Below are 14,209 nucleotides of genomic sequence, written 5' to 3'. Positions count from 1 at the left end.
CACCGGTTCGAGCCGCCGAAGTACTCAGTCGATGAGTGCAAAGACAAGGACATGACCTTCTCCGCCCCGATGTTCGTGACGGCGGAGTTCATCAATAACACCACTGGTGAGATCAAGAGCCAGACGGTGTTCATGGGCGATTTCCCGCTCATGACGCCGAAGGGCACGTTCATCATCAACGGCACCGAGCGTGTCGTGGTCTCGCAGCTGGTCCGCTCGCCTGGCGTCTACTTCGAACGCACTGTCGACAAGACGTCCGACAAGGACCTGTACGGCTGCAAGGTCATCCCGTCCAGGGGTGCCTGGCTCGAGTTCGAGATCGACAAGCGCGACAGCGTCGGTGTGCGCATCGACCGCAAGCGCAAGCAGGCCGTCACCGTGCTTCTCAAGGCGCTGGGATGGACCAACGACCAGATCCTCGAGCGGTTCGGCCAGTACGAGTCCATGCGGGCCACCCTGGAGAAGGACCACACGGCCGGCCAGGATGACGCGCTGCTGGACATCTACCGCAAGCTGCGGCCGGGTGAGCCGCCGACCAAGGAGTCGGCGCAGACCCTGCTGGAGAACCTCTACTTCAACTCCAAGCGGTACGACCTGGCCAAGGTCGGCCGATACAAGATCAATAAGAAGCTGGGCGTCGACGCCGAGATCTCTCAGGGCACTCTGACCGAGGACGACATCGTCGCCACGATCGAGTACATCGTGCGCCTGCACGCGGGCGAGGAGTCGATGCCGGGCGCCAATGACCGCGAGGTCATCGTCGAGGTGGACGACATCGACCACTTCGGCAACCGCCGTCTGCGCAGCGTCGGCGAGCTGATCCAGAACCAGGTCCGCCTGGGCCTGGCCCGCATGGAGCGGGTCGTGCGCGAGCGCATGACCACGCAGGACGTCGAGGCGATCACGCCGCAGACCCTGATCAACATCCGCCCGGTCGTGGCGTCGATCAAGGAGTTCTTCGGCACCTCGCAGCTGTCGCAGTTCATGGACCAGACCAACCCGCTGGCCGGCCTGACGCACAAGCGGCGTCTGTCCGCGCTGGGCCCCGGTGGTCTGTCCCGTGAGCGGGCGGGCTTCGAGGTCCGTGACGTGCACCCGTCCCACTACGGCCGGATGTGCCCGATCGAGACCCCTGAAGGCCCCAACATCGGCCTCATCGGCTCGCTGGCCTCCTACGGCCGGATCAACGCCTTCGGCTTCGTCGAGACGCCTTACCGCAAGGTCGTCGACGGCAAGGTGACCGACCAGGTCGACTACCTGACCGCCGACGAGGAGGACCGCTACGTCAAGGCGCAGGCCAACACGGCGCTCAACCCCGACGGCTCGTTCGCCGAGGCCCGCGTCCTGGTCCGCACCAAGGGTGGTGAGACCGAGCTCGCCCGTGCCGAGGAGGTCGACTACATCGACGTGTCGCCGCGCCAGATGGTGTCGGTGGCCACCGCGATGATCCCCTTCCTCGAGCACGACGACGCCAACCGCGCGCTCATGGGCTCCAACATGCAGCGGCAGTCCGTGCCGCTGCTGAAGAGCGAGGCGCCGCTGGTCGGCACCGGCATGGAATACCGTGCCGCGACCGACGCCGGCGACGTGATCAGCGCCGAGAAGGCCGGTGTGGTCGAGGAGGTCTCCGCCGACTACGTCACGGTCATGAACGACGACGGCACCCGCACCACCTACCGTGTCGCCAAGTTCAAGCGCTCCAACCAGGGCACGAGCTTCAACCAGAAGCCGATCGTGGCCGAGGGCGACCGCGTCGAGGTCAACCAGGTCATCGCCGACGGGCCGTGCACCGACAAGGGTGAGATGGCGCTCGGCAAGAACCTGCTCGTGGCGTTCATGCCGTGGGAGGGCCACAACTACGAGGACGCGATCATCCTGTCCCAGCGACTGGTGCAGGACGACGTGCTCTCCTCGATCCACATCGAGGAGCACGAGGTCGACGCCCGCGACACCAAGCTGGGCCCCGAGGAGATCACCCGGGACATCCCGAACGTCTCCGAGGAGGTCCTGGCCGACCTCGACGAGCGCGGCATCATCCGCATCGGCGCCGAGGTCGTCCCCGGTGACATCCTCGTCGGCAAGGTCACGCCCAAGGGCGAGACCGAGCTGACCCCGGAGGAGCGGCTGCTGCGCGCGATCTTCGGTGAGAAGGCCCGCGAGGTCCGCGACACCTCCCTGAAGGTGCCGCACGGCGAGCAGGGCAAGGTCATCGGCGTCCGCGTCTTCTCCCGCGAGGAGGGCGACGAGCTGCCGCCCGGTGTCAACGAGCTGGTCCGCGTCTACGTGGCCCAGAAGCGTAAGATCACCGACGGTGACAAGCTGGCCGGCCGCCACGGCAACAAGGGCGTCATCTCCAAGATCCTGCCGGTCGAGGACATGCCGTTCCTGGAGGACGGCACCCCGGTCGACATCATCCTCAACCCGCTGGGCGTGCCCGGCCGAATGAACGTCGGCCAGGTGCTGGAGACCCACCTCGGGTGGATCGCCGCCAGAGGCTGGGACATCTCGGGCGTCCAGGAGGCGTGGGCCGAGCGCCTGCGCGACAAGGGCTTCGAGAAGGTCGCCCCGCGCACCAACGTCGCCACGCCCGTGTTCGACGGCGCGCACGAGGAGGAGATCGTCGGCCTGCTCGGCAACACCGTCGCCAACCGCGACGGTGACCGCATGGTGCAGGAGACCGGTAAGGCCCAGCTGTTCGACGGGCGTTCCGGTGAGCCGTTCCCGTACCCGATCTCTGTCGGCTACATCTACATCCTCAAGCTGCTGCACCTGGTCGACGACAAGATCCACGCGCGTTCGACCGGTCCGTACTCCATGATCACCCAGCAGCCGCTCGGCGGTAAGGCCCAGTTCGGCGGCCAGCGCTTCGGTGAGATGGAGGTGTGGGCGCTGGAGGCGTACGGCGCCGCCTACGCCCTGCAGGAGCTGCTGACGATCAAGTCCGACGACGTCCTGGGCCGTGTGAAGGTCTACGAGGCCATCGTCAAGGGCGAGAACATCCCCGAGCCGGGTATTCCGGAGTCCTTCAAGGTCCTCATCAAGGAAATGCAGTCGCTGTGCCTGAACGTCGAGGTGCTCTCCAGCGACGGCATGTCCATCGAGATGCGCGACACCGACGAGGACGTCTTCCGCGCCGCGGAGGAGCTCGGTATCGATCTGTCCCGGCGTGAGCCGAGCAGCGTGGAAGAAGTCTGAGGGGGAGATCGCACAAATGCTGGACGTCAACTTCTTCGACGAGCTTCGGATCGGCCTCGCGACGGCCGACGACATCCGTCAGTGGTCGCACGGCGAGGTCAAGAAGCCGGAGACCATCAACTACCGGACCCTCAAGCCGGAAAAGGACGGGCTCTTCTGCGAGAAGATCTTCGGCCCGACCCGCGACTGGGAGTGCTACTGCGGTAAGTACAAGCGCGTCCGGTTCAAGGGCATCATCTGTGAGCGCTGTGGCGTCGAGGTGACCCGGGCCAAGGTGCGTCGTGAGCGGATGGGCCACATCGAGCTGGCCGCGCCGGTCACGCACATCTGGTACTTCAAGGGCGTCCCGTCGCGCCTCGGCTACCTGCTCGACCTCGCCCCGAAGGACCTGGAGAAGGTCATCTACTTCGCGGCGTACATGATCACGCATGTCGACACCGAGATGCGTGAGCGTGACCTGCCCTCGCTGGAGGCGAAGATCTCCGTCGAGCGGCAGCACATCGAGCAGCGCCGTGACGCCGACGTGGAGTCCCGGCAGAAGAAGCTCGAGGCCGACCTGGCCGAGCTCGAGGCCGCCGGCGCCAAGGGCGACCAGCGCCGCAAGGTCCGCGAGGGCGCCGAGCGCGAGATGCGCCAGCTCCGCGACCGGGCCCAGCGCGAGCTGGACCGCCTCGACGAGGTCTGGAGCCGCTTCAAGAACCTCAAGGTCCAGGACCTCGAGGGCGACGAGCTGCTCTACCGCGAGATGCGCGACCGCTTCGGCCGCTACTTCAAGGGCGGCATGGGCGCGCAGGCGATCCAGGACCGCCTGATCAGCTTCGACCTCGACGCCGAGGCCGAGAACCTGCGCGAGACGATCCGCAGCGGCAAGGGCCAGAAGAAGGCCCGCGCCCTCAAGCGGCTCAAGGTCGTGTCGGCGTTCCTCAACACCACCAACTCGCCGCGCGGCATGGTGCTCGACTGCATCCCGGTCATCCCGCCGGACCTGCGCCCGATGGTGCAGCTCGACGGTGGCCGGTTCGCGACCTCCGACCTCAACGACCTCTACCGCCGGGTCATCAACCGGAACAACCGCCTCAAGAGGCTTCTCGACCTCGGCGCGCCCGAGATCATCGTGAACAACGAGAAGCGGATGCTCCAGGAGGCCGTCGACGCGCTGTTCGACAACGGCCGCCGCGGTCGCCCGGTCACCGGTCCCGGCAACAGGCCGCTGAAGTCCCTGAGCGACATGCTCAAGGGTAAGCAGGGTCGTTTCCGCCAGAACCTGCTGGGCAAGCGAGTCGACTACTCCGGCCGTTCGGTCATCGTCGTCGGCCCGCAGCTCAAGCTGCACCAGTGCGGCCTGCCCAAGCAGATGGCGCTGGAGCTGTTCAAGCCGTTCGTGATGAAGCGGCTGGTCGACCTCAACCACGCCCAGAACATCAAGTCGGCCAAGCGGATGGTCGAGCGCGCCCGCCCTGTGGTGTGGGACGTGCTCGAAGAGGTCATCACCGAGCACCCGGTGCTGCTCAACCGTGCTCCGACGCTCCACCGCCTGGGCATCCAGGCGTTCGAGCCGCAGCTGGTCGAGGGCAAGGCCATCCAGATCCACCCGCTCGTCTGCACCGCGTTCAACGCGGACTTCGACGGCGACCAGATGGCCGTGCACCTGCCGCTGTCGGCTGAGGCCCAGGCCGAGGCACGCATCCTGATGCTCTCGACCAACAACATCCTCAAGCCGGCCGACGGCAAGCCCGTGACGATGCCCACCCAGGACATGGTCATCGGCCTCTACTGGCTGACCACCCACAAGGAAGGCGCGCGGGGCGAGGGTCGCGTGTTCGGCTCGATCGCCGAGGCGCAGATGGCCTTCGACCGCCGCGAGCTGGAGATCCAGGCGAAGATCCAGATCCGGCTCAAGGACGTCCTGCCGCCGCGCGACTGGGTCGCTCCCGAGGGCTGGGAGCAGGGTGACCCGATCCGCCTGGAGACCACGTTCGGCCGGTGCCTGTTCAACCAGACGCTGCCTGCCAGCTACCCGTTCGTCGACTTCCAGGTCGGCAAGAAGCAGCTGTCCACGATCGTGAACGAGCTGGCGGAGACCTACCCCAAGATCGAGGTCGCCGCTTCGCTCGACGCGCTCAAGGACGCCGGCTTCCGCTGGGCGACGCGCTCCGGTGTCACGATCTCGATCGAGGACGTCGTCGCGCCCCCGAACAAGACCGACATCATGGAGAACTACGAGCGCCGGGCCGACAAGGTCCAGCGCGAGTACGAGCGCGGTCTGATCACCGACGAGGAGCGCCGTCAGGAGCTCATCGAGATCTGGACGCACGCGACGGCCGACGTCGAGACCGACATGGTCAACGCCTTCCCGGCGACCAACCCGGTCTGGATGATGGTCAACTCCGGCGCTCGTGGTAACAAGATGCAGGTCCGGCAGATCGCCGGCATCCGCGGCCTGGTGTCCAACACCAAGGGTGAGACGATCCCGCGGCCGATCAAGGCCTCGTTCCGCGAGGGCCTGTCGGTGCTGGAGTACTTCATCTCCACCCACGGTCAGCGGAAGGGTCTGGCCGACACCGCTCTGCGTACCGCCGACTCGGGTTACCTGACCCGTCGTCTGGTGGACGTGGCGCAGGACGTCATCGTGCGCGAGATCGACTGCGGCACCGACCGCGCGGTCCCGCTGCACGTGGGCGAGCGTGACGCGTCGGGCAACCTGGTCAAGGCCGAGAACGCCGAGTCCAACGTGCACGGCCGCATCCTGGCCGAGGACGTCGAGGTCGACGGCAAGGTCATCGCCGCGGCGGGCGTCGACATCAACGACACCCACGTCACCAAGCTGGTCGAGGCGGGCGTCGAGACCGTGCGCACCCGTAGCGCGCTGGTCTGCGAGGCCAAGATCGGTGTCTGCGCGACCTGCTACGGCCGCTCGCTGGCCACCGGCAAGCTCGTGGACGTCGGCGAGGCGGTCGGCATCATCGCCGCCCAGTCGATCGGTGAGCCCGGCACGCAGCTGACCATGCGTACGTTCCACACCGGTGGTGTGGCCGGCGCCGACATCACCCACGGTCTGCCCCGTGTCACGGAGCTGTTCGAGGCGCGCATCCCCAAGGGTGTCGCCCCGATCTCCGAGGCCGAGGGCCGGGTCCGCATCGACGAGACCGACAAGACCCGGAAGATCGTGATCACCCCCGACGACGGCTCGGAGGAGATCGCGTACCCGGTGTCGATGCGTTCGCGCCTGCTCGTGCAGGACGGCCAGCGCGTGTCGGTCGGGCAGCAGCTCGTCGCCGGTGCGGTCAACCCCAACGAGGTGCTGCGCATCCTCGGCCCGCGGGCCGTGCAGCTGCACCTGGTGGCGGAGGTCCAGCAGGTCTACCGGTCGCAGGGTGTGTCGATCCACGACAAGCACATCGAGATCATCGTGCGGCAGATGCTCAAGCGCGTGAACGTGCTGGAGTCCGGTGACACCGACCTGCTGCCCGGCGAGCTCGTGGAGCGGCCGCGCTTCGAGCAGATGAACCGCGAGACGGTGGCGGAGGGCGGCTCGCCGGCCGCCGGCCGTCCGGTGCTCATGGGCATCACGAAGGCGTCGCTGGCCACCGAGTCGTGGCTGTCGGCGGCCTCCTTCCAGGAGACGACCAGGGTGCTGACGGACGCGGCGATCCACGCCAAGTCCGACTCGCTGCTGGGCCTGAAGGAGAACGTCATCATCGGTAAGCTCATCCCGGCCGGCACCGGCATGCCGCAGTACCGGAACATCCGGGTGGAGCCGACCGAGGAGGCCAAGGCCGCCATGTACACCGTGGGTGGCTACGACGGCTCCGCCGCCGACTACACCTTCGGCACCGGCAGCGGCGAGGCTGTGCCGCTGGAGGAGTACGACTTCGGTCAGTACAACCGATAGCTCGAGGTAACGCGCCCGGGCCTCTCATGGAGGGGCCCGGGCGCTTTGCTGTTCCAAGGCCCTCCCCGCTCCCGTACGTGGCTGACAGCCCCTCCAGGAGGCATTCGCCGGCCCGCCGCTTGACCGGCTCCGTGTTTCCTGCCGTGTGAGTGGGCAGGCGACTGATGACGGCGCATGCCGTGGAGGCCGATACCCGTGCCGGCGTAGGCGGATTCGGGAAGGGGGTAGGAGGGTTTGGGAACGTCGTGCGGAGTGGTCGGGTGGCCCGATATCATGGCCTCCGGAGCTGTAGATGGGCTGGATGAAGTAGGCCCAAGCGACACGGAGTGGCAAGGCTTGTCCGCTTTGCCGCGCCGTTTTGACGTGTCGCGTGGGCCTGGGTAGTCTTGTGCATCGTGCCCGTCTCTATGCGGGCTCTCGACCGTGCGCTCATTGCGGGCGTAGGACGGCTTCCTGGCTCGTAAACCTCGCGGGACGTCTGCGTGAATAGCGCGACACGCCCGAGCGCGGGGGCACCGGGTCGAGAAAAATCAGCAGGTCATGACACCGGCAGTACCTGCGAAATGCAGCACAACTGACGTATCACCGGCCAAGGCACGAAACGGAGTGGCAGTGCCCACTATTCAGCAGTTGGTCCGCAAGGGCCGGCAGGACAAGGTCTCCAAGACCAAGACTCCTGCCCTCAAGGGGAGTCCGCAGCGGCGCGGCGTTTGCCAGCGCGTTTACACGACGACTCCGAAGAAGCCCAACTCGGCACTGCGCAAGGTGGCCCGCGTTCGGCTCACGAACGGCATCGAGGTCACGGCTTACATCCCCGGTGTGGGCCACAACCTGCAGGAGCACTCCATCGTGCTCGTGCGTGGCGGTCGTGTGAAGGACCTGCCTGGTGTTCGCTACAAGATCATCCGCGGTTCGCTCGACACCCAGGGTGTCCGCAACCGCAAGCAGGCCCGTAGCCGCTACGGCGCGAAGAAGGAGAAGAGCTAACAATGCCTCGTAAGGGTTCTCCTGGCCGTCGTCAGCTCATGTCTGACCCGGTTTACAGCTCGCCGCTGGTGACCGCCCTGATCAACAAGGTGCTCCTGGACGGCAAGCGCTCCATCGCGCAGTCGATCGTCTACGGCGCCCTTGAGGGCTGCAGGGAGAAGACGGGCAACGACCCGGTCGTCACCCTGAAGCGCGCGCTTGACAACGTCAAGCCCACCCTCGAGGTCCGCAGCCGTCGCGTCGGTGGCGCGACCTACCAGGTGCCGGTCGAGGTGCGCGCCGCGCGCAGCACCACCCTGGCCCTGCGCTGGCTGGTGCAGTACTCCCGCGCCCGCCGCGAGAAGACCATGACCGAGCGCCTCATGAACGAGCTCCTCGACGCCAGCAACGGCCTTGGGGCGAGTGTCAAGAAGCGCGAGGACACCCACAAGATGGCCGAGTCCAACAAGGCCTTCGCCCACTACCGCTGGTAGTGGATCCGACGAGACGACGAGGACGCGAGAGAAGTGGCCACGCAGACCGCTCTTGACCTGGCCAAGGTCCGAAACATCGGGATCATGGCCCATATCGACGCGGGCAAGACCACCACGACCGAGCGCATCCTGTTCTACACCGGTATCAACTACAAGATCGGTGAAGTCCACGAGGGCGCTGCCACGATGGACTGGATGGAGCAGGAGCAGGAGCGCGGCATTACGATCACGTCTGCCGCGACGACGTGCGAGTGGCTCGGTCACACCATCAACATCATCGACACCCCGGGTCACGTCGACTTCACCATCGAGGTGGAGCGTTCGCTCCGCGTCCTCGACGGCGCGGTCGCCGTGTTCGACGGCGTCGCGGGTGTCGAGCCGCAGTCGGAGACGGTGTGGCGCCAGGCTGACCGCTACGACGTCCCCCGTATCTGCTTCGTTAACAAGATGGACCGTGTCGGCGCGGAGTTCCACCGCTGCGTCGACATGATGATCAGCCGCCTGGGTGCGACCCCGGCTGTCATCCAGCTTCCGTGGGGCGTTGAGGCCGACTTCAAGGGCGTCATCGACCTCATCAAGATGAAGGGTTACCTCTGGAGCGCCGAGGCGGCCAAGGGCGAGATGTACGACACCGTCGACATCCCGGCCGACCACGCCGAGGCCGCTCGCGAGTGGCGTGACCGCCTCATCGAGACGGTCGCCGAGAACGACGACGAGCTGATGGAGCTCTTCCTCGAGGGCGTCGAGCCCAGCGAGGAGCAGCTGGTCGCGGCCATCCGCCGCGCGACGCTGTCCAGCGCCATCAACCCGGTGCTCTGCGGCACCGCGTTCAAGAACAAGGGCGTGCAGCCCCTGCTCGACGCGATCGTCGCCTTCCTCCCCGCCCCGACCGACATCCCGGCCTTCAAGGGCCACGCGGTCGGCAACGAGGAGAAGGTCGTCGAGCGGCACGCGGACCCGAGCGAGCCGTTCTCCGCTCTGGCCTTCAAGATCGCGAGCGACCCGCACCTGGGCAAGATCACCTACATCCGCATCTACTCGGGCACGCTCGAGGCCGGTTCACAGGTCGTCAACTCTGTGAAGGGCAAGAAGGAGCGGATCGGCAAGATCTACCAGATGCACGCCAACAAGCGCGAGGAGCGCCCGACGGCCATCGCCGGTCAGATCGTCGCCGTCATGGGTCTGAAGGACACCACGACCGGTGACACGCTGTCCGACCCGTCGAACCAGGTCGTGCTCGAGTCGATGACGTTCCCGGCTCCGGTCATCAACGTCGCCATCGAGCCCAAGACCAAGGGCGACCAGGAGAAGCTGTCGACCGCGATCCAGCGGCTGGCCGAGGAGGACCCGTCCTTCCAGGTCCGCCGTGACGAGGAGACCGGCCAGACGGTCATCTGGGGCATGGGCGAGCTTCACCTGGAGATCCTCGTCGACCGTATGCGTCGCGAGTTCAAGGTCGAGGCCAACGTCGGCCGCCCGCAGGTGGCCTACCGTGAGACCATCCGCCGCAAGGTGGAGAAGGTCGACTACACCCACAAGAAGCAGACCGGTGGTTCCGGTCAGTTCGCGCGGGTGATCATCGACCTGGAGCCGTTGGGCGAGGGCAACGACGGCTACGAGTTCGAGAACAAGGTCACGGGTGGTCGTGTCCCGAGGGAGTACATCCCGTCGGTCGACGCGGGCGCCCAGGAGGCCGCCGAGTTCGGCGTGCTGGCCGGCTACCCGATGGTGGGCGTGAAGGTTACGCTCCAGGACGGTGCCGCGCACGACGTCGACTCCTCGGAAATGGCCTTCAAGATCGCCGGCTCGATGGCCTTCAAGGAGGCCGCGCGCAAGGCGGACGCCGTGCTTCTCGAGCCGATGATGGCCGTCGAGGTCACCACGCCCGAGGACTACATGGGTGACGTCATCGGTGACCTCAACGGTCGCCGCGGGCAGATCCAAGCGATGGACGAGCGGGCCGGCGCCCGTGTCGTCCAGGCGCTCGTGCCGCTGTCTGAGATGTTCGGCTACGTGGGTGACCTGCGTAGCAAGACGCAGGGGCGCGCGAGCTACAGCATGCAGTTCGACTCCTACGCGGAGGTGCCCCCGGGCATCGCCAAGGAGATCGTCGCGAAGGCCCGGGGCGAATAAAGCTCCCCGGTCCCTGGTGGGGTGGTGCGAGCCACCCCGCCGCCTAGGGGTTCGGGAGCTCCCGGGCCCGAGTGTGTAGACGAAAGTCAGTCAGATTCTCAAGGAGAGAACCAGTGGCTAAGGCCAAGTTCGAGCGGACCAAGCCGCACATGAACATCGGCACCATTGGGCACATCGACCACGGCAAGACCACGCTGACCGCGGCGATCACCAAGGTGCTCCACGACCGTTACCCCGAGCTGAACAAGGCGACCCCGTTCGACAAGATCGACAAGGCGCCGGAGGAGAAGGCTCGCGGCATTACGATCTCCATCGCGCACGTCGAGTACCAGACGGAGAAGCGTCACTACGCTCACGTTGACTGCCCCGGCCACGCCGACTACGTCAAGAACATGATCACCGGTGCCGCTCAGATGGACGGCGCCATCCTGGTGGTCGCCGCCACCGACGGCCCGATGCCGCAGACGAAGGAGCACGTCCTCCTGGCCCGCCAGGTCGGCGTCCCCTACATCGTCGTGGCCCTCAACAAGTCCGACATGGTGGACGACGAGGAGATCCTGGAGCTCGTCGAGCTCGAGGTCCGCGAGCTCCTCTCCGCTCAGGAGTTCCCCGGCGACGACCTGCCGGTCGTCCGCGTCTCCGCGCTCAAGGCTCTTGAGGGCGACGAGAAGTGGGCCGACAGCATCATCGAGCTGATGAACGCCGTCGACGAGAACGTCCCCGAGCCCCCGCGTGAGACGGAGAAGCCGTTCCTCATGCCGGTCGAGGACGTCTTCTCGATCACCGGTCGCGGCACCGTCGTCACCGGTCGTATCGAGCGCGGCATCGTCAAGGTCAACGAGCAGGTCGACATCATCGGCATCAAGCCGGAGAAGACGACCACCACCGTCACCAGCATCGAGATGTTCAACAAGATGCTCGACGAGGGTCACGCCGGTGACAACGCCGCCCTGCTGCTCCGCGGCATCAAGCGCGACGACGTCGAGCGCGGCCAGTGCATCATCAAGCCGGGCACGACGACCCCGCACACCGAGTTCACCGGCCAGGTCTACATCCTGTCCAAGGACGAGGGCGGCCGCCACACGCCGTTCTTCAACAACTACCGCCCGCAGTTCTACTTCCGTACGACTGACGTGACCGGTGTCGTGAACCTCCCCGAGGGCACGGAGATGGTCATGCCGGGCGACAACACCGAGATGCGCGTTGAGCTGATCCAGCCCATCGCCATGGAGGAAGGCCTCAAGTTCGCGATCCGTGAGGGTGGCCGCACCGTCGGCGCCGGTCGGGTCACGAAGATCATCAAGTAGCTAGACCGTCGGGGCGGCGGTCGGCCCCGGACATCGGAGCCGACCGCCGCAACGCGTGAGGACCTCACGTACGGCGCCGTGATCCAGCAGTCGCTTCGGCCAGACACTTGTGACCGAAGTCACTGCCGGATCACGGAAGAAAAGGCAGATCGACTACGTCTGCCTCGTGGGGTCAAGCAGGCTTCGACCTGCACCAGAACAGCGGCAACAGGCCGCACGATACTTTTTCAGACGACAGCGAAGGACACCGAGGCCACTATGGCGGGACAGAAGATCCGCATCCGGCTTAAGGCCTATGACCACGAGGTCATCGACAGCTCGGCCAAGAAGATCGTCGAGACGGTGACGCGGACTGGCGCGAAGGTCGCGGGCCCGGTGCCGCTGCCGACCGAGAAGAACGTGTACTGCGTCATCCGCTCGCCGCACAAGTACAAGGACAGCCGCGAGCACTTCGAGATGCGCACGCACAAGCGGCTGATTGACATCATCGATCCGACCCCCAAGACGGTTGACTCGCTCATGCGGCTCGACCTCCCCGCGGGTGTCGACATTTCGATCAAGCTCTGAGGGAACGCACTGACATGGCTAAGACGATCAAGGGCGTCCTGGGCAAGAAGCTCGGCATGACCCAGGTCTTCGACGCGGACAACCGGATGGTGCCGGTGACCGTGGTGGAGGCCGGTCCGTGCGTGGTGACCCGGGTCCGCACCGCTGAGAAGGACGGCTACTCCGCCATCCAGCTCGGCTTCGGGCAGGTCGACCCCCGGAAGGTCAACAAGCCGCTCGGCGACTACCTGCGTAAGCACGACATCACCCCGCGCCGTTACTTCGCGGAGATCCGCACCGACGACGCGAGCGACTACACCCTGGGCCAGGAGCTGCTGGCCGACACCTTCGAGGCCGGCCAGTTCGTCGACGTGACGGGCAAGAGCAAGGGCAAGGGCTTCGCCGGTGTCATGAAGCGGCACGGCTTCGGTGGTCTGGGCGCGTCGCATGGTACGCAGCGCAAGCACCGTTCGCCGGGTTCCATCGGTGGCTGCGCCACCCCGGGCCGCGTTTTCAAGGGTCTGCGCATGGCTGGTCGGATGGGTAACGTCCGCACCACCGTGCAGAGCCTCAAGGTTCACTCCGTGGACGTCGAGAACGGTCTCATCCTGATCAAGGGTGCGATCCCCGGCGCCAACGGCAGCCTGGTCCTCGTTCGCACCTCTGCCAAGAAGGGGGCTGCCAAGTGAGCACCACCATTGACGTCCTCGACGCCAGCGGCGCGAAGGCCGGCACCGTAGAGCTGCCGGAGAACGTGTTCGGCGCCAAGGTCAACGTGCCGCTGATCCACCAGGTGGTCGTGGCCCAGCTCGCCGCTCGCCGGCAGGGCACCCACAAGGCCAAGACCCGTGGTGAGGTCTCCGGCGGCGGCAAGAAGCCGTACCGGCAGAAGGGCACCGGCCGCGCCCGTCAGGGCTCGACCCGCGCGCCGCAGTTCACCGGCGGTGGGACCGTCCACGGTCCCGTGCCGCGCGACTACTCGCAGCGCACGCCCAAGAAGATGAAGGCCGCCGCCCTGCGTGGCGCCCTCTCCGACCGGGCCGGCGGCGGTCGCGTCCACGTGGTCAGCTCGCTGATCACAGGCGAGACCCCCAAGACCAAGGCCGCCCTGGAGGCGCTGCGCAAGGTCACCCAGGCTCCGCGCGTGCTCGTCGTTGTGGACGAGGCCGACGAGCTGACCTGGCTGAGCCTGCGTAACGCTCCCGAGGTCCACCTCCTGGACGCCGGGCAGCTCAACACGTACGACGTGCTCGTGGCCGACGACGTGGTCTTCACGCAGGAGGCGTATGACCAGGTCGTCGCTCGCCTGAGCGAAAGCGGGAAGGAAGAGGCCTGATGGAGAAGATCGCCGACCCGCGCGACATCATCATCAAGCCGGTCGTCTCTGAGAAGAGCTACGGCCTGATCGATGAGAACAACAAGTACACGTTCCTGGTGAAGAAGACCGCGAACAAGACCCAGGTCAAGATCGCCGTCGAGCAGATCTTCGGGGTCAAGGTCACCAGCGTGAACACGATCAACCGGCAGGGCAAGCGCAAGCGCACCCGTACCGGTTACGGCAAGCGTCCCGACACCAAGCGCGCGATCGTGAGCCTGGTCGAGGGCGATCGGATCGACATCTTCGGTCAGATCGGCTGACAGCCATAGAAGTGAGTGCGGGCCGCTATGGCCCGCGC

The 14,209-nt window shown here is 66.3% G+C and carries 10 protein-coding genes; all 10 read left to right on the top strand.

Translation table 11 applies throughout. From position 1 onward, the window contains the following. Positions 1-3,195: DNA-directed RNA polymerase subunit beta (rpoB, locus tag AB0H84_RS40575; RefSeq protein ID WP_357616928.1), on the top strand; the 3,195-nt coding region annotated here is incomplete at its 5' end. Positions 3,196-3,211: 16 nt separating this feature from the next. Then, positions 3,212-7,087, top strand: a complete 3,876-nt coding sequence (locus tag AB0H84_RS40570) for a DNA-directed RNA polymerase subunit beta' (RefSeq protein ID WP_357616926.1) — start codon at positions 3,212-3,214, stop codon at positions 7,085-7,087. Between the two features lie 612 nt (positions 7,088-7,699). After that, entirely contained in the window at positions 7,700-8,074 is a 375-nt protein-coding gene (rpsL, locus tag AB0H84_RS40565; protein WP_020542315.1) for a 30S ribosomal protein S12, read from the top strand. A gap of 2 nt (positions 8,075-8,076) precedes the next feature. Continuing rightward, entirely contained in the window at positions 8,077-8,547 is a 471-nt protein-coding gene (gene rpsG, locus AB0H84_RS40560; protein ID WP_043623423.1) for a 30S ribosomal protein S7, read from the top strand. Between the two features lie 33 nt (positions 8,548-8,580). Beyond that, the gene (gene fusA, locus AB0H84_RS40555; RefSeq protein WP_357616924.1) at positions 8,581-10,680 is read left to right on the top strand and encodes an elongation factor G; all 2,100 of its coding nucleotides are present in this window, start codon (positions 8,581-8,583) and stop codon (positions 10,678-10,680) included. 113 nt (positions 10,681-10,793) lie between these two features. Beyond that, the gene (gene tuf / locus AB0H84_RS40550) at positions 10,794-11,987 is read left to right on the top strand and encodes an elongation factor Tu (protein ID WP_043623429.1); all 1,194 of its coding nucleotides are present in this window, start codon (positions 10,794-10,796) and stop codon (positions 11,985-11,987) included. 258 nt (positions 11,988-12,245) lie between these two features. Continuing rightward, entirely contained in the window at positions 12,246-12,554 is a 309-nt protein-coding gene (gene rpsJ, locus AB0H84_RS40545; protein ID WP_012887830.1) for a 30S ribosomal protein S10, read from the top strand. A 14-nt stretch (positions 12,555-12,568) separates the two neighbouring features. Beyond that, a complete protein-coding gene (gene rplC / locus AB0H84_RS40540; protein ID WP_349446686.1) occupies positions 12,569-13,222 on the top strand; it encodes a 50S ribosomal protein L3 in 654 nt (217 codons plus the stop codon). Continuing rightward, positions 13,219-13,869, top strand: a complete 651-nt coding sequence (gene rplD, locus AB0H84_RS40535) for a 50S ribosomal protein L4 (protein ID WP_357616922.1) — start codon at positions 13,219-13,221, stop codon at positions 13,867-13,869. The genes rplC and rplD overlap by 4 nt, the downstream gene beginning before the upstream one ends. Next, positions 13,869-14,171, top strand: coding sequence for a 50S ribosomal protein L23 (gene rplW, locus AB0H84_RS40530; protein ID WP_080043238.1), 303 nt, complete (start codon positions 13,869-13,871; stop codon positions 14,169-14,171). The genes rplD and rplW overlap by 1 nt, the downstream gene beginning before the upstream one ends. The last annotated feature ends 38 nt before the right edge of the window (positions 14,172-14,209 follow it).

Source organism: Nonomuraea sp. NPDC050786 (genome assembly GCF_040654115.1).
In the GTDB taxonomy this organism is placed as follows: Bacteria; Actinomycetota; Actinomycetes; order Streptosporangiales; family Streptosporangiaceae; genus Nonomuraea.
Note: the sequence above shows the minus strand (reverse complement) of the source record. Positions and strands in the feature narration are given on the sequence as shown.

Excerpts from the sequence above, each read along its gene's own strand:
- AB0H84_RS40570 (WP_357616926.1), top strand. The coding sequence starts at position 3,212 with ATGCTGGACGTCAACTTCTTCGACGAGCTTCGGATCGGCCTCGCGACG.
- rpsG (WP_043623423.1), top strand. The coding sequence starts at position 8,077 with ATGCCTCGTAAGGGTTCTCCTGGCCGTCGTCAGCTCATGTCTGACCCG.
- rpsJ (WP_012887830.1), top strand. The coding sequence starts at position 12,246 with ATGGCGGGACAGAAGATCCGCATCCGGCTTAAGGCCTATGACCACGAG.
- rplC (WP_349446686.1), top strand. The coding sequence starts at position 12,569 with ATGGCTAAGACGATCAAGGGCGTCCTGGGCAAGAAGCTCGGCATGACC.
- rplW (WP_080043238.1), top strand. The coding sequence starts at position 13,869 with ATGGAGAAGATCGCCGACCCGCGCGACATCATCATCAAGCCGGTCGTC.